Below are 19,284 nucleotides of genomic sequence, written 5' to 3' on the forward strand. Positions count from 1 at the left end.
ATCGCAGGGAGGATCTGCATGGTCACGTGGAAGAAGGCCGCCCTGGCCTTGGTGGGTGCGGCTGCCGTCGTCGGTGGCGGCTGGTGGGTTTCGCAAAAGCAGCAACCCGGGTCATCGTCGTCGCCCTCGTCGTCTCTGTTCGGGCCCAGCCTGCCCAGCAGCGCTGAGATCGGCGCCGAGGAAGCGGCTTTTGCCTTCAGCGACTGCAAGGCGCGGCTCTTCGACGGCTCGCCGGCCATCGCCGTCATGTTCACCCAGGCCCTGGACCGCAAGCAGGACTTCGACAAGCTGCTGACGGCCCAGGAGGGCAACCCACCCACGGTCAAGGGCGACACCAAGACCTTCCCGCGCGAGGACTCGCTCAAGCCCGTCGATGCGCGCTGGGTGCTGGGCGACAACCCCCGGGTGCTCTACCTGCCCTACGTCAAGCCGGACCGCAGCTACCGGATCGCAATGAAGGCGGAGCTGGCGGCGCAATCCGGGGCCAAGCTGGCCGTGCCGCATAACTGCTTCGAGGCCAGCGAGGCCATGCCCGACGCCTATTACTTCGCCAGCAAGGGCCTGGTGCTGCCGGCCGGCCAGAACGGCGGCCTGCCCATCGTCACGGTCAACACGCCCGAGGTGGATGTGCAGTTCCTGCGCATCAAACCGGCCTCGCTGTCGGCCTTCCTGGAGCAGGTGGGCGGCCGGCGCGAGCGCAGCAGCACGCCCAACTACGAGGACGAGGAAGGCGGCTACTACTACGACGGCTATGGCGACAACCAGCGCCGCCTCAAGGGCACCGTGGGCGGCTGGGTGCTGGACCAGCTGCGCGCCATGAGCGACAGCGTCTACGTCAGCCGCTTCACCACCGACGCGCGACCCAACCGCCGCAACGTCAGCTATCTGCCGGTGGAAGGCATCAAGGAGCTGCAGGAGCCCGGCATCTACGTGGCCATCATGAACCAGCCCGGCCGCTTCGGCTGGGACTACCAGGTCACGCACTACTACGTCACCGACATCGGCCTGCATCTGCGCCGCCACGCGGCCCAGCTGGACGTGTTCGCGACCTCGCTGAAGAGCGGCACGGCGCTGTCGGGCGTGGAGCTCAGCCTCGTCGATGAGGCCGGCAAGGCCCTGGCCCAGGTGCAGACCGACGGCGAGGGCCATGCCGTCTTCACCGGCAACAACGAGAAGGCCCGCGCGGTGCTGGCGCGCCGCGGCGGCGGCAAGGAGATGTCGGTGCTGTCGCTGCGCGACGCGGCCCTGGACCTGAGCGAGTTCGACGCCACCGGCCATCCCTCGCGCAGCAACAAGCTCTTCGTCTACGCCGGCCGCGACCTGTATCGGCCGGGCGAGAACTTCCAGGTCTCGGTGCTGGCCCGCGATGCCGATGGCAAGCCGCTGCCCAAACCCCTGCCCGTCACGCTGACCATCAAGAAGCCCGACGGCAGCAAGCTGGCCGAGCAGCTGGTGCAGCCGGGCAAGATCGGTACCGGCTATTACCAGCAGGCCGTCAGCCTGCCGGCCGACGCGCCCACCGGCGGCTGGACGGTGCAGGCCCGCATCGACCCCGCGGCCAAGAACCCCGACGCGCAATGGAGCTTCAAGGTCGAGGAGTTCCTGCCCGAGCGCATGAAGCTCAAGCTGACGGCGGCCGAGGACACCCTGCTGGGCGAGGTCAACCTGCCCGTGCAGGTGCAGGGCGACTATCTTTATGGCGCACCGGCCGCCGGCAACCGCCTGCAGGCCACGGTCGCGACCGAGAGGCTGACCAACCCGCTGGGCCAGAAGCTGCCCGGCTTCATCTTCGGCGACTTCGACGACGACAAGGAGCGTTCGCGCCAGGACGTCGCCGACGTGGAGCTGGATGCCGAAGGCAAGGCAGAGGTCGCGCTGACAGCCAATCTGGCGGCGCGCAGTTCGCCGATGCGGGTGCGCGGCTCCTTCAGCCTGCTGGAGTCCGGCGGCCGCCCGGTGGTGCGCAGCCTGGAACGCACCTGGTGGCCCGCGCCGGCCCTGGTCGGCGTGCGGCCGCTGTTCGACCGCAATGTGGCAGCCGAGGGCGGCCTGGCCGGCTTCGACGTGGTGCGCGTGGACGCGGCCGGCAATTTCAAGCCCGCCAAGGACTTGAAGGTGACGCTGACCTACGAGGAGCGCCGCTGGTACTGGCGCTACGACGACGGCCGCGGCTGGCATTCCGGCTTCAACAGCAGCGACGAACTCGTCGAGGCCCGCACCCTGAAGCTGGCCGCCAAGACCACCCTCAACCTGCCGGTGCGCTGGGGCCGCTACCGCCTGGAGATCGAAGACCCCGAGACCCAGCAGACGCTGCGCTATGCCTTCTATGCCGGCTACGGCGCCCAGGACGCCGACGACATCGGCAACCGCCCCGACCGCGTGCAGCTCAAGCTGCAGGGCGCGCCCTTCAAGCCGGGCGACGTGGCCAAGCTGGCCATCAAGTCGCCGCATGACGGGGAGGCCATCGTCACCGTCGAAGGCGATCGCGTGCTGTGGACCAAGCGCGTCAGCGTGAAGGCCAGCGGCACCGACGTGGAGATCCCGATCTCGGCCGATGCCAACTGGGCTCGCCACGATCTCTATGTGACCGTGGCCGCCTTCCGCCCCGGCAACCTGGGCGACAAGGTGACGCCGGCGCGTGCCCTGGGCCTGGTGCACCTGCCGCTGAACCGCGAGGACCGCAAGCCCAAGCTGGCCCTGAGCGTGCCGGCCAAGATGCAGCCGTCCACCACCCTGCCCGTCAACGTCAAGGTGCCGCAGCTGGCCGGCAAGGCGGCCATCGTGACCGTGTCGGCCGTCGACGTCGGCATCCTCAACATCACCGGCTTCAAGACGCCCGACCCGCAGGACTACTTCTTCGGCAAGCACCGCTACGGCGCCGACATGCTGGACCTCTACGGCCGCATCATCGAGAAGATGGAGGGCAATGCGGCCAAGCAGCGCTTCGGCGGCGACGCCAGCAAGCGCGACACGCAGAGCATGCCGCGCAAGGTGCTGCTGGTGGACCTGTTCAGCGGCCCCGTGCAGCTGGACGCCAAGGGCGAGGCCACGGTGCCGCTGCAGTTGCCCGACTTCAACGGCACGCTGCGCGTGATGGCCGTGGTGTCGAGTGCCGACAGCTATGCCTCGGCCCAGGCCGAGACCATCGTCGCCGCGCCGCTGGTGGCCGAGCTCAACATGCCGCGCTTCGTGTCGCCCGGCGACAAGGCCACCATTGCGCTGGACGTGACCAACCTCAGCGGCTCGCCGCAGCAGGTCAAGGTCACCGTGACGGCCAGCGGTCCGCTGAAGATCACTGGCAATGTCGAGCCCATCAAGCTCAACGACAAGCAGCGCCAGATCCTGAAATTCCAGGCCGAGGCCCTGGACGCCTGGGGCCTGGCACCCATCCAGGTCAAGGTGACGGCGGGCCAGGGCGCGGGCCTCAGCCTGACGCGCGAGGCGGCGCTGCAGGTGCAGCCCGTCACGCCGCTGACGCGCGACAGCCGCCGCATCCGCCTCGAGCCCGGTGCCACGCAAGTGCTGGACAAAGCCCTGCTCGATGCCTACTGGGCCGGCTCGTCCAGCGTCTCGCTGAGCGTGTCCAACTCGCCGCCCATCGACATCAAGGACCAGGTCAAGGGCCTGCTGATGTACCCCTATGGCTGCCTGGAGCAGACGACGTCCAGCGCCTACCCGCTGGTGTTCATCGACGACGAGGCCGCCAAGCGCTGGGGCATGACGCCCGTGCCGCGTGAGGAACGCGCCAAGCGGCTGGAAGGCGCCTTCGCCCGCCTGGCCGGCATGCAGCAGCCCAAGGGTGGCTATGGCTTGTGGGAGGCCAACAGCCCCTACGAGGCCTGGCTGTCGTCCTATGTGACCGGCTTCCTGCAGGACGCCCGCGACGCCGGCTTCAACGTGCCCGACGCCATGCTGAAGCGCTCGCTGGACAACCTGCTCGAGCAGTTCCAGCGCAGCCCCGGCCAGCAGGTCACAGCGCCCAAGGACATCCGCCGCGACGACAAGGGCCGCGTGGTCGACTGGCGCGAAGGCGAGATGCTGCGACTGAGCCATCAGCGCTTCGCCGAGGCCGCCCATGCCGGCTACATCCTGGCCCGCGAGCAGAAGGCGCCGCTGGCCACGCTCAAGACCCTGCACGACGAGTACCGCAGCCATGCGCTGTCGCCGCTGCCCCTGGTGCACCTGAGCCTGGCCCTGAAGCTGATGGGCGACGAGGCCCGCGCCAAGGTGGCGCTGAACGACGCCATGCTGCGCGGCTATGGCTTCCAGCCCGAAGACCCCAACAACTACTGGTGGGGTCACTGGCTCGGCGACTACGGCTCGCGCGTGCGTGACCGCGCCCTGGCCTATGCGCTGCTGCTGCGCCACAAGGTCGCCCACGACAAGCGCGAGAACCTGCTGTTCGACCTGTCCGACGACTTCAGCCGCCGCAACTACTACTCGACGCAGGAGCGCCTGGCGTTGTTCCTGGCCGTGCAGGCCGCCACCAACGGCGCCGCCAAGGACGACGCCTGGAAGACCACACTGAGCATTGCCGGCAAGGCCGACGCCTGGACCGGCAGCGGCACGGGCCAGCAGAGCTTCGAGCCGGCGCGGCTCAAGTCCGGCATCACGCTGAAGAACGAGGGCGGCGCGCCGGTCTACCTCGACGTGTCGGCCCAGGGCTACCCGATCAAGCCCCTGCCCGCCGCCACCGACCGCATCGCGGTGGAACGCGCTATGTTCACCACCGAGGGCAAACCGGTGACGGCCCGACAGTTCACGACCGGCGAGATGTTCATCGTGCGCCTGCGCGTCAAGGCAAGCCAAAACATCAAGGACGGTCTCGTGGTGGACCGCATCCCGGCCGGCTTCGAGATCGAGAACCTCAATCTCAGCCAGGGCCCCAAGGCCGGCGAGTTCACGGTGGACGGCGTCAACATCGCCCAGGCCAATGCCAACGAGCGCATCGTGCACGCCGAGTACCGCGACGACCGCTACGTGGTCGCCGCGTCGCTCGGTCAGCCGCTGGAGCTGTTCTACCTGGTGCGGGCGGTGACGCCGGGGCGCTATGTGGTGCCGGCGACGTTTGCCGAGGACATGTACCGACCGGAGGTGAGGGGCATCGGCAAGGCGGAAGGGGAGATCACGGTGGTGGACAAGAAGTGAGGCGCCTGCTCCTCCTTGCCGCCCTGACCGTCGGCCTCCAGTCGACGGCCACGGCGGCGGACTCCCCCACGGTGCCGCCTCGGCTTTTCTGGACTGGATCGCCCAGACCCACCCCAGTGGCGCACCGCTGGAGAAGGAGCAGGCGCAGCTGGCCAGCCTGGTCAGCGACGAGCTGCTCTGCCTGCTGAAAGCCACGGCCCGCTATTACAACGTCTACAGAACGAAATTCCCGGACGAGAAGCCGCCCTACACCGAGGGCAATCTGTATCTCAGCTCGGTGTACGAGCCTCCCGAGAAGATCGAGATCGAGGTTCTCCGCGTGCATGAGACGACGGCCACGGTCCTTGTGAATTTCACGGCTGCCGAAAACTTCAGCTGGCGCGACCGCCTCCGTCTTCGCCTCGAAAAAGGCGAGTGGAAGCTTGCCGATGTCGACAGGCTGGGCCCGTATATGAATCAGCAGGGCCAGTTCTCCTTCGGCGGACAGGCGGGGTCGCTCGTGCGCTCCTTCTATGCCACGCTGGACCGCAACGAGCCCTGGGTTCGCTGGCGCCGCAGCGAGGTGAGTGGCTGTAAGGCGTTGCGGCGGTTCTAGCGGAGCATCCCCATCCTGAGGCCTTGCGCGCGCACCGGCCGAACCACCACACTGCCCCTCATGCTCTTTGACCAGATCACCCCCATCCTGCGCAGCTTCGACGCCGCCAAGGCGCGCGAGTTCTATGTGGGCTTCCTCGGCTTCACCATCGACTGGGAGCATCGCTTCGCGCCGGGCCTGCCGCTGTACATGCAGGTGTCACGCAACGGCTGCGTGCTGCACCTGACCGAACACCATGGCGACTGCTGCCCTGGCGCCGGCATGCGCATCCGGGTCAGCGACATCGACGCCTTCCACGCCGAACTCAGCGCCAGGAACTACGGCCATGCACGTCCCGGTATCACGGACACGCCCTGGGGTTCGCGCGATGTGTCGGTGACCGATCCCTTCGGCAACCGGCTGACGTTCACCAACGCCGTGAGTACCTGATCGCCTTCAGTACAGATCCCGCGCCGCCGACCTCACCTCATGCAGCAACTGCCGCGCGCCCGGTGACATCAGATGCCCCTCGCGGGTGATGATGCCGAAGGCGTCCATATGGCAGGGCAGATCGATGGGCAGGATGGCCAGCACGTTCAGCGACGCGTAGTAGCGCGCCACTTCCACCGGCATCACGTGCAGTGAATCCGTCTGCTGCAGCAGCGCGGTGATGAGCAGCAGCGCCGTGGTGTCGACGTTGTTGGACGGCGGCTCCAGCGCGGCGCGGCGGAACATCAGCTCCCAGCGGTGGCGTAGCACGCTGCCAGTAGGCGGCAGGATCCAGGGCTGGTCGGCCAGGTCGGCGAGCTTGAGGTTGTCTTCCTTGAGCAGCGGATGGCCGACGCGCGCGACGGCGCAGGCGGGCTCGACGGTCAGTTCCTCGTAGTGCAGGCCAGCGGCGTTCTCCTCTTCGACGATGCGGCCGATCATGAAGTCGAGCTTGCCCCGTTGCAGCATGTCCAGCAACTGCTTGCTGCTCTCCATGTGCACGCCGATGCGCAGCTTGGGCGCCTGCAGCTTGATGCGCGAGATGGCGCGCGGCAGCAGGCCCATGGCCGGGGTCATGATGACGCCGACCTCGACCTGGCCGGCCAGGCCGTTCTTCAGCGACACGATGTCGTCGTGGGCCGCGGACAGCGACGTCAGCGCCATGCGGGCGTGGCGGATCATGGTCTCGCCATACAGCGTGGGCTCCATGCCGCGCGGGTGGCGTTCGAAGAGCTTCACATCCAGCATGTCCTCCAGGTCCTTGAGCTGCTTGGAGGCGGCCGGCTGGGTCATACAGAGGACTTCGGCAGCGCGGTGGATGTTGCGCTCGTCGTCCAGCGCGATCAGCAGCAGCAGCTGGCGCGTCTTCAGGCGCGCGCGCAAAAACCAGTTGGGGTTGGGGCTGGCGTCGGTCAGCGACGTGCCGTTGGTGTCGTCGTCGTCGCGTGCCATATCAAGCCAGATTCACGCGGCCGTCGGCGGCCAGCACGGTGTTGATGTCGTCGCCGGTTTCTTCCAGCTGCACCAGCGTGGCCTGGCGGGCACTGACGGCGTCGCGGGCCTGCAGGGCCGTCAGGATGGCCTTGTGGCGCGGCAGCGAGAGATCGTGCGTGTTGGGCAGCTGACTGGACAGGATGATGGATTCGCGCAGGGCCAGCGACAGCATGTTGCCGATATAGGCCAGCAGGTCGTTGCCAGTCGCCTCGGCAATGCGGCGGTGGAAGGCCAGGTCGGGCTCCAGCAGCTCGGCCGTCGTCTTGGCTGCGGCCATGCCCTCGTAGGCGGCGGCAATGGACACCAGCTGCTCGTCTGTCGCGGCACGGGCGGCCAGGGCGGCGGCGGCGGGTTCGAAGATGCGGCGCACTTCCAGCAGCGTCTGCACGAAGTCGCGCTGGGGGCGGGACTGGATCAACCAGTACAGCACGTCGGGGTCCAGCAGATGCCACTCGTTGCGCGGCCTCACGATGGCACCGGCGCGCTGGCGCGACACCACCAGGCCCTTGGCGACGAGCACGCGCACGGCTTCGCGCAGCACGGGCCGGCTGATCTCGTAGCGCTCCAGCAGCTGGGCCTCGGGCGGCAGCTTGTCGCCCGGTTGCAGCTCGCCGCCGACGATGGCCAGGCCCAGCTCGCTGACGATGCGGCCGTGCTGGCTCTTGCCCTCGGGTTGGGCGCTGTAGGTGGAATGGTCCGCTCGGGTTCGCATGGGCGGCAGGCTACCAAAAGCTTTCATCGAAAGCGCGCGACAAAGCCGCCGTGAGGCGCCAAGGTCACAGCGGCGGTCGGTGCGGCGAGCTGGCTTTCAGCGAATTCGCGCTCGCCGACGCCATCGGTGATGAGCTGGCCCTGGCGCTTGCCCAGCCAGGCGAGGTCGAGCTTCACTTCACGCGGCGTGTCGTCTGCATTCAGGCCGGCGACGAACCATTGCTTGCCGGCGCGGCGGGCCAGCACGACGAATCGCCCGGGCTCGCCGTCCAGGAAGCGCACCTCGTCCCAGTGCCGCGGCAGCTCGCGCAGCAGCGTTTTCACATAAGCCGGCACCGTGGCCATGCCTTCGGGTGTCTCGGCGTAGTGCTGGATGCCGGACAGGAAGACGACGCCCTCGGCCAGCTCGAAGCCGTTGCGCGTGGCGCGCTTGATGTTGGGGATGTCGGCGAACACCATGGGCGTGAAGTCCATGGGGTCGAAGAGGTTGCGCGCGAAGGGCAGCGTGGCCGCGTGGCGCACGACCTTGTCCTGGTCTTCCTGGGTGAAGGTGGCGAACTCGAAGCCCTTCACGGCCTCGGTCGTCATCAGGTTGGGATAGGTGCGGCTCCAGCCGCGCGGCAGCGTCGCGCCGTGGAAGTTCAGCAGCAGGCCGGCGGCCGCCGTCTCCTTCAGCAGGTCGACGTAATAGGCCTGCATGGAAGCGCCGTCGCCACCGAAGAAGTCCACCTTGAGGCCTTTGATGCCAATGGCCTTCACGCGGGCGAATTCCTTGGCGCGCGCTTCCTTGGTCAGCAGCGCGCTCTTGGGGCTGTACTCGGTGTCGTTCCAGGCGCCCGAGGAGTTGTACCAAGCGAGCAGGCCGACATTCTTGGTCTTCGCATAGTCGGCCAGCTCCTTCATCCTGGCGTCGCCGATCTTTCGGTCCCAATCGGCGTCGACCAGCGTGTAGGGCCAGTGCATGTCTGCGGCGTAGTCAATGAAGCGCTTCTGCACGTCGTAGACCGTGCCCTCGTCCTTCAGGATGGCCCAGCTCCAGGAGGCCGGTCCTGGCTGCAGATTGGCCTTGTCGAGGACAGCAGCGGGTGCCGCGAGGTCGGTGCCCAGAGTCGACTCCATGACCGTCCTCAGCGGGCCAATGGCGAGCACGCGCCACGGTGTCGTGAGCATGCCGTCGACATCGGCCAGCAGATGCCCGCCGGTGAAGACCTCGCTCGCCTCTGGCAGGCCGATGCGATAGACGCCGCCCGTCGAATCGCTGGCCAGTCGCGACGCGTGGAAGCGCCCATCCATGCCGGCCTCGGTCAGCGCCACCCAGTTGGCGCCCAAGCGGAACAGTGCGGGGAAGACCCAACCGGCATGCGATGGCGCCGCGGTGCCGACGGGGATGTTGGTCTGGTAATGCTCTTCGTAGGACGGATTGGTGCGCTTCCAGCCCGTCTTGGCGACGGACATGGGCTGCAGCCAAGCGCGCGCGTCGGTGGGAAAGGCGAAGCTGGTCAGCTCATCCTTGAAGGTCTTCCGGCCCGCGCCGTCGACCGTGTAGCGCAGGGCCAGGCCGTCGTTGGAGGCGCGCAGGGTCAGCACGAGCTGCTGGCCAGCGGCATTGGCGACGGTGAAGCGCTGCTCGTTGGCTCGGTAGTCCACCTTGCTCTTCTTGCCGGCGACCAGCGCGTACTGCTCGCGGTGGGGCGTGATCTTGGACGCGGCGACGAGCTTGAGGCCGTTGGCGTAGTCGCCCTGCTCCAGCACCAGGCCCAGGCGCGAGGCCAGCAGCACGGGCTGACCGGTGCGCTGCACGCTGTAAACGAGCTGCTGCCGATCGTTGACCGACACGTCGACCTGGAGCTGGCCGTCGGGGCTGCTCAGCGCTTGAGCGAGAGCGGGGATGGCGAGCAGGAGCGAGGCGATGAGTTTCATGGCGTCAGATCGAGTAGGGGCCGTCAGCGACCGGCATGCCGAAGTCGGGGAAACCATCTGCGCGCCAGCCGAAGGTCTGCACGCGCGCATGGCGGTTGGGGTCGTTGAGCGGATCGCCAACGATGTCGCGGTAGTTGCGGGCGTGATAGACCAGCAGATCGGTCTTGCCGTCAGGCGTCGTCGTGAAGCTGTTGTGGCCGGGACCGAACTGGCCGACGGCCTCGTCCGTCTTGAACACCGGCTTGCGCGACTTCTGCCAGCTCTTCGGGTCGAGCAGGTCGGCGTTCTCGTCGGCCCACAGCAGGCCCATGCAGTAGTTGGCGTCGGTTGCGGCGGCCGAGTAGGCGATGAAAACGCGGCCGTTGCGCTTCAGCAGGGCCGGACCCTCGTTGACGCAGAAGCCGATGCGCTCCCAGGCCAGGTCGGGGCGCGTGATGACGACGGGCTCGGTCTTCAGCGTCCACGGGTTCGCCATCTCGGCGATGTAGAGATTGCTCTGCGTCGGCGGACTCTTCTGCGCCCAGCAAAGATAGCGCTTGCCCTGGTGCTCGAAGGGTGTGGCGTCCAGCGAGAAGCCTTCCTCGGGCGTCACGATCTGTCCGCGCTCCACCCAGGCGTCGCGCAGCGGGTCGTCGCCTTCGCATTCGAGGACATACATGCGCAGCCTCCAGATGTCGTCACGCTCCGAGGCCGCGAAGTAGACGTACCAGCGACCGTCGATGCGGTGCAGCTCCGGTGCCCAGACGTGAAAGCTCATGGGGCCGCTGTCGTGCTTGCGCCAGACTACTTTCGTCGACGCAGTGGCGAGGCCGGCAATGCTGTCGGCGCTGCGGATCTCGATGGCGTCGTAGCTGGGCACCGAGGCGGTGAACCAGTAGCGGCCGTCGACAAGGCTCAGATGCGGGTCGGCGCGCTGCTCGACGATGGGATTGGTCCAGCTGTTCATGCGCGCTGCGCTTTCGTGACGATGACGTTCCAGGAGGCCGGCTTCAACTTGACGCGCAGTTGCTCGCCGTCGATGCAGACGCCTTCCAAGGCTTGGGGCGCGACGCGGTCGGGCGCATCGGCGGTGTTGCTGGCGTTGAGGTCGGCCGAGTGCAGTTGCTCGGCTTTCACCAGCTCGCGATCCGCACCCAGGCCGCGCAACGTGATGGACAGATCCATCTCGTCGGTCAGGCTGCGGTTCAGCACAAAGACCGCCGTCTGGCCCGTGTCCGCGTCATCGACGACGCTGGCGCACAGATAGGGCAATTCGCCATGTCTGGCGTTCGCATAGCCGGGCGACTCGACGACGGGGCGCAGCACCTCGCCATGGGCCCAGCGCGCTGCCTGCGCGAAGGGATGAAAGATCGTCTGCCGCCAGGCCGCGCCGCCGGGCTCGGTCATGATGGGGGCAATGACATTGCAAAGCTGGGCCATGCACGCGACCTTCAAGCGGTCGGCGTGGTTCATCATCATGGTCAGCATGCCGCCGATGAGCAGCGCGTCCTCGGCCGTGTAGACCTCTTCAAGCAGCCGCGGCGCCTCAGGCCACCCTGCTTGCTTCAGATGCTCGCCATGGCGTGCGCGGTACCAGACGTTCCATTCATCAAAAGACAGCTTCAATCGCTTCGTCGAACGCTTGCGCGTGGCAACCGCATCGGCAATCGCCACCGTGTCTTCGATGTAGCGCGCATTGGTCTCGATCTGCGCAAGGAAACTCTCGGTGCTGGTGTCTGAACCTTGACCGATAGGCGGCTTGACGAAGTAGCTGTGCAGGGACAGGTAGTCGACGAACTCGAAGCAGTGCTCAAGCACACGGTCTTCCCAGACACCGTAGGTCGGCATGTCGTAGGCCGACGAGCCGCAGGCGGCCAGCTCGATGCTCGGGTCCACCCAGCGCATCAGCTTGGCGGTCTCCTTGGCGATGCGGCCGTACTCGTCGGGCGTCTTCTGGCAGATCTGCCAGGGGCCGTCCATCTCGTTGCCCAGGCACCAGAACTTGATGTCCAGCGGCTCCTCGGCGCCGTGCGAGCGGCGCAGGTCCGACAGCGCCGTGCCGCTGGGGTGGTTGCAGTATTCGAGGTAGTGGCGGGCCTCGTCCGGCCCGCGGGTGCCAAGGTTGACGCCGAACATGGGTTCGATGCCCACCTTCTTGCACCAGTGCATGAACTCGTGAGTGCCGACCTGGTTGGTCTCGGTCGAGAACCAGGCCAGGTCCAGGCGCCGGGGGCGCTGGTCCTTGGGGCCGACGCCGTCTTCCCAGTTGTAGCCCGACATGAAGTTGCCGCCGGGGTAGCGAACGATGGTGGCGCCCAGCTCCTTCGTCAGCTCGGCCACGTCACCACGAAAGCCGCGCTCGTCGGCGGTGGGGTGCGTTGGCTCGTGAATGCCGTTGTAGACGCAGCGGCCCAGGTGCTCGACGAAGACGCCGAAGAGGCGGCGGTCCAGTGGCGCAAGGGGGAAGTCGCGGTCGACGGTGAGCGAGGCTTCGAAAGTCATCGGCGGGCTTTCTTCAGAGCTTTGTTGACGCGTTTCTCGACGCTGGCCTGCACCTCGTCCACGGGCTTGCCGGAGATCATCACGTTTGCCACGTCCTCGCCGATCAGCAGCTCGATGGCGCGCTGGGTCGGCACATTGCCGGGCATGCCGACGCCGGTCTGCGTGATCTCGGTCAGGGCCTCACGCATGGGCAGGGCGCGGAAGGCGGCGCTCTCGGCCACGGTCTTGCTGACGGGCAGATGGCCGGTGCGCGACCACTCGGCCGAGTGGTCCCAGACGAACTTCAGGAACTTGACGCTGGCCTCATGCGCCTTGGCATCCTTGGCGCCGCCCTTGAACAGCGCCCAGGAATGGCCGTCGGCGAACACGGCGGGCTTCTCGTAGAGCTGCGGGAAGGGCTTCACCACGTACGCCCCCTGCAGCTTGGACTCGGGCTTTTGCGACTCGCGCAGGAACTGGTCGATGGTCCAGGTGCCGACCACGACGACGCCCGCCTCGCCATTCAGGAAGGCCTGGTTGGCGGCGGCGTAGTCGAGGTTGGGGCGCACATGGCCTTCGCGGTACAGCGTCTGCATCAGCGTCAGCGCGTTGACGACGGCGGGCTGATGCATGTTGATGGTCTTGCCGTCGTCGGAGAACAGCTTGGCGTTCTGCTGCGCGACCAGGGTCAGGAAGGTGCGGTCGTTAGCCGCCGTCTCGTTGGCCACGGCCCAGGCGAAATAGGGCTTGCCGGTGCGCTGCTTGAACTGGCGCGCCTGCGCCAGCAGTTCCTCGGGCGAGCGCGGCAGCTCGCCGAGCCCGGCTTTCTTCATCAGGCCGGTGTTGATATGCCAGAGCCAGGCCCAGGTGTCGAAGGGCAGCGCATAGGTCTGGCCGTTGAAACTGGTGCCGCGGCGGGCGTGTTCGGTGAAGTCGTCCACCGGGATGCCGATGCGCTGGAAGTCCTCGTCGAGCGGCAGGATCAACTTGCGGCGCACATAGTCGCCCAGGGCGGACTCGTGCATGACGGCGACGGTCGGGATGTCCTTGGCCACCAGCCGCGCGGTGAGCTGGTCGTAGTAGGGACCCCACTCGCCGATCTGCGTCTTCACGACGATGTCGGGATGGGTCGCGTTGAACTCGTTGACCAGGGCCGTGACGATGCCGCATTCGCCGACGCCTTCGGACGCCTTCACGACCTGGCCGTATTGCGCCTCGCAGCTGCCGAAGAAGCGCATCAGCGTGATCTCGGTCTTGCCTGCGTTGTCCTTGCTGGCGCCGCAGGCGGCGAGCAGGAGCGTGCAGAAGAGGGCAGCCAGCCGCTTCATGACTTGCCCGTCCCTGCAACCGCGGTGACGAGGTGGCGTTGGAAGAAGAGATACAGCATCAGGGCCGGCATGCCAGCGAATACGGCCTGGGCCATCAGGAAGCCCAGGCCCTCGGACTGTGCGAAGTTGGTCTGCGTGGACGCCAGGCCGCGGGTCAGCGTGTACATGTCCGGCTGGGTCGCGATGACCAACGGCCAGAGATAGTCGTTCCAGCAGCCCAGGAAGGTGAAGATGCCCAGCGTGGCCTGCGCGGGCAGGCTCAGCGGCAGGATGATGCGCACGAAGGTCTTGAAGCGCGAGGCGTTGTCCAGCAGCGCGGCCTCTTCCAGTTCGGTCGGGATGGCCTTGAAGTACTGCGTCATCAGATAGACGCCAAAGGGCGCGGCCAGGCCCGGCAGCGTGAGGCCGGCAATCGTGTTCTGCAGATTCCAGTCCGAGAACAGGCGGTGCAGCGGGATGAAGACCGACTGCGCCGGCACGGCCAAGCCGAACATGACGAGGGCGAACAGCCATTTGCGTCCCGGGAACTCACAGCGCGCGAAGCCGTAGCCGGCCAGCGACGACAGCACCAGGACACCGACCGTCTGCAGCAGGGCGACGAGGGCGCTGTTGCCGAGCCAACGGAACACCTGCGAGGTCTGCAGGATGTCGAGGTAGTTGGCCAGCGTGTAGGGCGGCGCCAGGAAGACGTCAGTGCGCGTCAGCAGGAATTCGTTGGGCTTGAAGGACAGAGCCAGCACCCACAGCAGTGGCGCCATCCAGGCCAGGGCCAGCAGGGTCAGCGCCACCATGACGAAACGGTCGAACCAACCGCGTCTTAGCAACGGGTTCATCGCTGGCCTCCCTTGTCTCTTTCAAGCCAGAGCTGCGTGGAGACGCCCACCAGCATGATGGCCAGCAGCACTTGCGAGGCGGCGGTGGCGTAGCCCAGCGAGAGCTGCATGAAGGCTTGCTCGTAGATGAACTGCACGACGGAGCGCGTCGTGTTGTTGGGCCCGCCGTTGGTCATCAGCATGATCTGCGGGAAGACCTGGAACTGGCGGATCACCTCGATCAGCGCGACGAGGACGATGGCGCGCTTGAGGCTGGGCAGTGTGATGTGGGTCAGCACGCGCCAGCGCGGCGTATTGTCGAGCGCGGCGGCCTCATAGATGTCCGACGGGATCTGCTGCAGCGCCGACAGGAACATGATCATCGGCAGGCCGATGATCCACCACACGGTGACGAGGGCCACGGTCAGCAGCGCGAGGTTGTCGCTGGTCAGCAGCGGCAGTTCGGGCAGTCCCAGGGCCGCGAAGAACTGCGCGATGAGGCCGCGCTCGGGCATCAGGGCCAGCTTCCACACCAGCGTGATCAGCGTGACCGAGAACACCGAGGCGCAGAAGAAGGTGGCGCGCAAAAAGGTGGCGAGCTTGCCTTGGCGATTGAGCGCTAGCGCCAGCGTCAGCGACAGCACGACGAAGATGGGCGTGCTGATCAGCACGAAGCGAATCGTGTTCCAGACGACCTGGTGGAAGACCTCGTCGCCCCACAGCTCCTGGTAGTTCGCGAGCCCCACCCACAGGCTGTCGTCGGACAGCAGGTCGTGGTCGTGGAAGCTGATCCACACGCCCTTGGCCAATGGCCACAGCAGCAGCAGCACATAAAGCGCCACAAAGGGCAGCACGAAGAGGGCGTAGGCCGGGCGCGAGGCGCGCAGCCCGACGGTGGGCGCGCTCATGCAAGCGACTCCTGCGCATGGTGGGCGCGACCGCTTTCGTCGAAGAGATGGGCCTCGGCCACGTCCACGCTGACGGCGACATAGCTGCCCAGCTTGGGCGAGGTACCGGCCGGCACCGTGACGATCAGCGGGCTGCCGCCTTCGAGCTTCAGATGCGCCAATGTGCGCTCGCCGAGGAACTCGACCAGCTCGACGCGGCCGCGCAGCGGGCCTTGCTCGGCCACACGCAGGTTCTCGGGCCGCACGCCCAGCACCAGACCTTGCGAGGACAGGCCTTCGGTGGCGACGCGCGTTGTCACCCATTGGCCGCCCGGCACCGTAACGACGGCGCGGCCGCGGTCGTCGGGCGCGCGCTGAACCGGCACGAAGCCCATGCCCGGCGTGCCGATGAAGCTGGCGACAAAGCGCGTCGCCGGCCGGCGATACAGCTCGGCGGGCGTGGCCACCTGCTCGATGGCGCCGCCCTTCATGACGACGATGCGCGTGGCCAGGGTCATGGCCTCGATCTGGTCGTGGGTGACGAAGACCATGGTGGCGCCCAGGCGCTGGTGCAGTTGCGCCAGTTCCAGCCGTGTGCGTCCACGCAGAGCCGCATCGAGATTCGACAGCGGTTCGTCGAACAGGAAGATGCCCGGCTCCTTGACCACGGCGCGGCCGATGGCCACGCGCTGGCGCTGGCCACCGGAGAGCTGGCCGGGCTTGCGGTCCAGCAGGGTGTCCAGCTCCAGCATGCGGGCCGACTCGGTGATGCGCTTGGCGATCTCGTCCGCCGGGATGCCGATGTTCTTCAGGCCGAAGGCGAGGTTGTCGCGCACCGTCATGTGCGGATACAGCGCGTAGTGCTGGAACACCATCGCCAGGTTGCGCAGTCCCGGGGCGGCGTGGGTCACGTCACGGTCGCCGATGAGGATGCGGCCGCCGGTCACTTCCTCCAGGCCCGCCACCATGCGCAGCAGGCTGGTCTTGCCGCAGCCCGAGGGGCCGAGGAAGACGACAAACTCGCCCTGGGCGACGTCCAGCGACAGGTTCTCGATGACCTGCACCGCGCCGTAGCGCTTGCAGACGTTCTCCAGTTTCAGGCCAGCCACGGTGGGTGTCTCCGATTCATTCTTCTTGTGGTGCGACCACGGGCCAGCCGTCGGCCGACCAGTCCAGGCGCTTGATGCGCAGATGCGGCTTGCCGCCGCGCTCGCTGTCGTAGGCGTGGTGCACCAGCCAGTCGCCGACGACGTCCTGGTGGCCAGGGCCCTTCCAGCGGGTGCCGCCCACCAGCAGCGGGGTGCCGCCGCCTTCCATCAGCGCCTTCCCGTCGCGGTCGAGGTAGGGGCCCTCGACGCTGCGGGCGCGGCCGACATTGATGTTGTAGGTACTGGCCGCACCGCGGCAGCAGAGATCAAAGGAGGCGAACAGATAGACCCAGTCGCCGCGACGAACGATCGTCGGCGCCTCCAGGCCCGCCTTGCGCCTGGCGATGAAGCGGGTTTCGCCGATGGGGTGCAGCGTTTTCGCGTCCAGCTCAGTCAGGCGCAGGCCGCCCCAGAAGGAGCCATAGCTGAGCCACAGCCTGCCATCGGTGTCGGCGAAGAGGTCGGGATCGATGGCGTTGAAGTTGTCGCTGGCGACGCTCTGCACCACCAGGCCTTCGTCGCGCCAGTCGCCGTCGGGCCGGTCGCTGCTGGCCAGGCCGATGGCCGAGTGGTTCTTGCCAAAGGTCGAGATCGAGTACAGCGCCCAAGTGCGGCCGCGGTGCACGAAGAGCTTGGGCGCCCAGACGTCCAGGCCCTTGTGCTCGGGCACGGCCTCGGCCCACCAGGCGGGCGGCTCGCTGAACACGGGGGCGAGGCGGCGCCAGGTCTTGCCGGCGTCTGCGGACTCCAGGCGCTGCAGGCCCTTGCCGGTCGTGAAGACGAACCAGCGGTCGGGCTGGATCAGCAGCGTCGGGTCGTGGGCGCCCGTGTCGCCCTGCACTTCCAGGGCGAGCGCGGGAGCGCAGCTCAGGCACAGCGCCAGCAGCGCCGCCAGCCAGCGCATCACTTGCCCCAGCGCAGGACCAGGGGGTCGAGGCGGCGGGCCGCGTCCAGCAAACCGGCACGCGTCTCGGGGCTCATCTCGGGGAAGGGGTGGCGGGGCGCATCGCTCTTGATGACGCCGCCTTCCTTCATCAGCGCCTTGGCGGTCAGGATGCCGCCCTGGCGGTTTTCGTAGTTGATCAGCGGCAGCCAGCGGCCGTACTGCACCACGGCCTCTTCGCGGTCACCGGCGTGGAAGGCGTCGAAGATCTTGCGGATGCCGTCGGGGAAGCCGCCGCCCGTCATCGCGCCGGTGGCGCCAGCGTCCAGGTCAGCCAGCAGCGTGATGGCTTCCTCGCCGTCCCAGGGGCCTTCGATGGCGGCGCCGCCGACACGGATCAGCTCGCGCATCTTGCTGGCGGCTTGAGGCATCTCCAGCTTGAAGTACTTCACGTTGGCTATTGTTGAAGCCATGCGCGCCAGAAAGGGCACCGACAGCGGCGTGCCGGCCACCGGGGCGTCCTGGATCATGATGGGAATGGAGATCGCGTCGGACAGGCGCTGGTAGAAGCTCTCGATCTGGCCTTCGGACACGCGGAAGGTGGCGCCGTGATAGGGCGGCATGACCATGACCATGGCCGCGCCGAGCGATTGAGCCAGTTGGCTGCGCTCGATGCAGATCTGCGTCGAGTAATGCGTCGTCGTGACGATGACGGGCACGCGGCTGGCCACGTGCTCGAGGATGGCCCGCGTCAGGGTCTCGCGCTCGGCGTCAGACAGCACGAACTGCTCGGAGAAGTTGGCGAGGATGCACAAGCCGGTGGAGCCGGCGTCGATCATGAAGTCGACGCAGCGCAGCTGGCCGGGGAGGTCCAGCGTGCCGTCGGCGTGGAAGATGGTCGGCACAACGGGGAAGACGCCGCGGTACGGACGAGTAGGGCGGGTCGTGGAGGCGCTCATGATGCGGTCCCTTGTCTCGGTGGGAAGTTGGGCACGGCCAGCTGTTGCCGCCGGCATGGTCATCATTAAAGTATGACTATTTAAGCAAGATCATTGGGGTTAACCCGGAAATTGTCGACTTTGCAAACAAAAAAGTATGACTAATAATCCAACCATCGCCCGGCCAAAGAAGCCGGCCAGCATTTGAAAACGGAGACCGCCGCATGAGTTCCTACGCCCGCTATCCCAGCCTGCAGGACCGGGGCGTCCTGATCACCGGCGGGGCCACCGGCATCGGCGAGACGCTGGTGGAGGCCTTCGCCGAACAGGGCGCCAAGGTGGCCTTCATCGACCTGGCCGCAACCGAAGGTGAAGCTTTGGCGGCCCGGCTGGCTGCGACTTCGCGCCACGCGCCTCAGTTCATGACGGCGGATTTGAGCAAGGTCGACACGCTGCGCGAGGCCATCGTGGCCCTGCGCGAGCGCATCGGGCCGTTCACCGTGCTGCTCAACAACGCCGCCAACGACAAGCGCCACGCCGTCGAGGAGACGACGCCCGAGTTCTGGGACGCAAGCGTGGCCGTCAACATCAAGCACCAGTTCTTCACCGCCCAGGCCGTGCTGGACGACATGAAGGCGGCCGGCGGCGGCAGCATCATCAATTTCGGCTCCATCAGCTGGATGCTCAAGCAGGGTGGCATGCCGGCCTACACCGCCAGCAAGGCCGCAGCGCAAGGGCTGACGCGTTGCCTGGCGCGCGACTTCGGACCGCACAAGATCCGCGTCAACACCCTGGTGCCGGGCTGGGTGATGACCGAGAAGCAGTTGAAGCTCTGGGTCACCGAAGAAACCAAGCAGGAGATCGCCAAGGGCCAGTGCATCAACCAGCCGTTGATGCCGGATCACATCGCCCGCATGGCGTTGTTCCTGGCCGCCGACGACAGCGCCATGTGCACGGCCCAGGATTTCATCGTCGACGGCGGTTGGGTGTGAG

15 protein-coding genes are annotated in these 19,284 nt (G+C 67.1%); 4 read left to right on the forward strand and 11 right to left on the reverse strand.

The window, feature by feature from the left end; genetic code table 11:
* Positions 1-18: 18 nt before the first annotated feature.
* From AC3WOE_RS04350 to AC3WOE_RS04360, 3 genes are all read left to right on the forward strand, one after another.
* A complete protein-coding gene (locus AC3WOE_RS04350; RefSeq protein ID WP_492688522.1) occupies positions 19-5,148 on the forward strand; it encodes an alpha-2-macroglobulin family protein in 5,130 nt (1,709 codons plus the stop codon).
* Between the two features lie 277 nt (positions 5,149-5,425).
* Entirely contained in the window at positions 5,426-5,743 is a 318-nt protein-coding gene (locus tag AC3WOE_RS04355) for a hypothetical protein (protein WP_492688524.1), read from the forward strand.
* Between the two features lie 51 nt (positions 5,744-5,794).
* Complete coding sequence (locus tag AC3WOE_RS04360; protein WP_492689211.1) at positions 5,795-6,172, forward strand: glyoxalase superfamily protein; 378 nt, start codon at positions 5,795-5,797, stop codon at positions 6,170-6,172.
* Positions 6,173-6,178: 6 nt separating this feature from the next.
* Here AC3WOE_RS04360 and AC3WOE_RS04365 read toward each other — a convergent pair whose 3' ends face one another.
* From AC3WOE_RS04365 to AC3WOE_RS04415, 11 genes are read right to left on the reverse strand one after another with little or no spacing between them, the layout of a single operon-like run.
* On the reverse strand, positions 6,179-7,162 hold the full coding sequence (locus AC3WOE_RS04365) for a LysR family transcriptional regulator (protein WP_492688525.1): 984 nt from the start codon (positions 7,160-7,162) through the stop codon (positions 6,179-6,181).
* Between the two features lies 1 nt (position 7,163).
* Entirely contained in the window at positions 7,164-7,916 is a 753-nt protein-coding gene (locus AC3WOE_RS04370) for a FadR/GntR family transcriptional regulator (protein WP_492688526.1), read from the reverse strand.
* A 23-nt stretch (positions 7,917-7,939) separates the two neighbouring features.
* A complete protein-coding gene (locus AC3WOE_RS04375) occupies positions 7,940-9,835 on the reverse strand; it encodes a glycoside hydrolase family 97 protein (protein ID WP_492688527.1) in 1,896 nt (631 codons plus the stop codon).
* Between the two features lie 4 nt (positions 9,836-9,839).
* Positions 9,840-10,781: a glycoside hydrolase family 43 protein gene (locus AC3WOE_RS04380; RefSeq protein ID WP_492688529.1), complete on the reverse strand. Its 942-nt coding sequence runs from the start codon at positions 10,779-10,781 to the stop codon at positions 9,840-9,842.
* Positions 10,778-12,316 (reverse strand): arabinosylfuranosidase ArfA, encoded by a 1,539-nt coding sequence (arfA, locus tag AC3WOE_RS04385; RefSeq protein ID WP_492688530.1) that lies wholly within the window; start codon positions 12,314-12,316, stop codon positions 10,778-10,780. The genes AC3WOE_RS04380 and arfA overlap by 4 nt, the downstream gene beginning before the upstream one ends.
* Positions 12,313-13,623: an extracellular solute-binding protein gene (locus AC3WOE_RS04390; protein ID WP_492688531.1), complete on the reverse strand. Its 1,311-nt coding sequence runs from the start codon at positions 13,621-13,623 to the stop codon at positions 12,313-12,315. The genes arfA and AC3WOE_RS04390 overlap by 4 nt, the downstream gene beginning before the upstream one ends.
* A complete protein-coding gene (locus AC3WOE_RS04395; protein ID WP_492688533.1) occupies positions 13,620-14,456 on the reverse strand; it encodes a carbohydrate ABC transporter permease in 837 nt (278 codons plus the stop codon). The genes AC3WOE_RS04390 and AC3WOE_RS04395 overlap by 4 nt, the downstream gene beginning before the upstream one ends.
* Entirely contained in the window at positions 14,453-15,343 is an 891-nt protein-coding gene (locus tag AC3WOE_RS04400; protein WP_492688534.1) for a carbohydrate ABC transporter permease, read from the reverse strand. Before AC3WOE_RS04400 ends, AC3WOE_RS04395 begins: the two co-directional genes overlap by 4 nt.
* Entirely contained in the window at positions 15,340-16,431 is a 1,092-nt protein-coding gene (locus AC3WOE_RS04405) for an ABC transporter ATP-binding protein (protein WP_492688536.1), read from the reverse strand. The genes AC3WOE_RS04400 and AC3WOE_RS04405 overlap by 4 nt, the downstream gene beginning before the upstream one ends.
* Positions 16,432-16,447: 16 nt before the next feature.
* Positions 16,448-17,374 carry an arabinan endo-1,5-alpha-L-arabinosidase gene (locus AC3WOE_RS04410; protein WP_492688537.1) on the reverse strand — a complete coding sequence of 309 codons (927 nt, stop codon included), beginning with the start codon at positions 17,372-17,374 and terminating at the stop codon, positions 16,448-16,450.
* Positions 17,374-18,312, reverse strand: coding sequence for a dihydrodipicolinate synthase family protein (locus AC3WOE_RS04415; protein WP_492688538.1), 939 nt, complete (start codon positions 18,310-18,312; stop codon positions 17,374-17,376). Before AC3WOE_RS04415 ends, AC3WOE_RS04410 begins: the two co-directional genes overlap by 1 nt.
* 203 nt (positions 18,313-18,515) lie before the next feature.
* Between AC3WOE_RS04415 and AC3WOE_RS04420 the strand changes: the two genes are divergently transcribed.
* Positions 18,516-19,283, forward strand: coding sequence for an SDR family NAD(P)-dependent oxidoreductase (locus tag AC3WOE_RS04420; RefSeq protein ID WP_492688540.1), 768 nt, complete (start codon positions 18,516-18,518; stop codon positions 19,281-19,283).
* Position 19,284: the final 1 nt, after the last annotated feature.

The organism is Roseateles sp. FW305-36, from assembly GCF_058787015.1.